At 38.3% G+C, this 1020-nt stretch carries 1 protein-coding gene; it reads right to left on the bottom strand.

Annotated elements, in window-relative coordinates; translation table 11 throughout:
• Positions 1-842: transposase (locus GH664_RS24070; RefSeq protein WP_153170327.1), on the bottom strand; the 842-nt coding region annotated here is incomplete at its 3' end.
• Positions 843-1020 lie beyond the last annotated feature (178 nt).

Genomic DNA, 1020 nt, shown 5'->3' with positions numbered 1-1020 from the left:
TGCCAGATGACAAGTCTAACTTTACACCTGAGTGCCTTGGAATCGGCTATCAAAGTATAAGCTGTTCCTTCTATATCTTTCATCTCCATCTTCTCCATTCGAGTGAGGTCAAGATTCTTCATATCAATCTTGCCATCCTTGGTCTTGGGGCGACCACGTTTTCCAGTACGTGGACCAGCATAGACATAAAAGAGACAAGCATTGTCACGAAAGCGGCTTATCAAAGAGAACCCTTCTTTCTTTATCCCATTAACAAATGTACTTGTAGAGAAGTAAGCATCTGCAACTATGAGGGTTGAGAGTTTAAGAAGTTCCTTGCGGTAACGCTTAATGACGCTGATATAGAAATCTACCATAGTCTTGTTTCTAAGACTCAGTTCTTTATTACTTAGCGACTGGTGTGCTTTTAACATCATGCAGTCTTTGGCATCAATATCAATGAGGCCAATACCCATGATTTCGAGACCATGTTTAACAGACTGTGCACATCCCGACCAAAAACGACCGATATGTGGAGTCTTCTTGCCAGCTTTGCTGATGTAGCTGGGATCAATGGCAATAGCCCATCTTCCCTGTTTACCAAAGAAGCGCTTGGCAAGTGAGACATTAAGTTTGAGCCAGTCAATGCTTTTCGACTTTTTTAAGCCGAATGCGTTGCGATAGGTTTGCTCAACATGCGAGCCATACCTCCCCATTTGGGTGAAATTTATCTTTCTTGGTATTACCATGAACAAAATTATCACCTCGATGAGTATTTTCTCGAAACTTTTTGTTAACTTTGCAGCCGAATCTTCAACTGCATCTTTAAAGATATCCATATATTGGTCAAGTCCTGTATTCATATAATTTTGCGTTTGTCGTGATTTGCAAAGTTACTGAAAATCAGCGACTTGACCAACTTTTTATAGTTAAGTTTTCATAAGCATTTCTTAATATAAGTTATTGATTTACAGACGATTAAATATTAATTTAACGCAGTATTGTAATGTACTTATATATATAATTAAGGTGAAAGCATTT

The sequence above is a fragment of the Thauera sp. 2A1 genome (assembly GCF_009469595.2).
Classification (GTDB): Bacteria; Pseudomonadota; Gammaproteobacteria; order Burkholderiales; family Rhodocyclaceae; genus Thauera.
The sequence above is the reverse complement of the archived record's forward strand: the minus strand, read 5'-3'. Positions and strand labels throughout refer to the sequence as shown.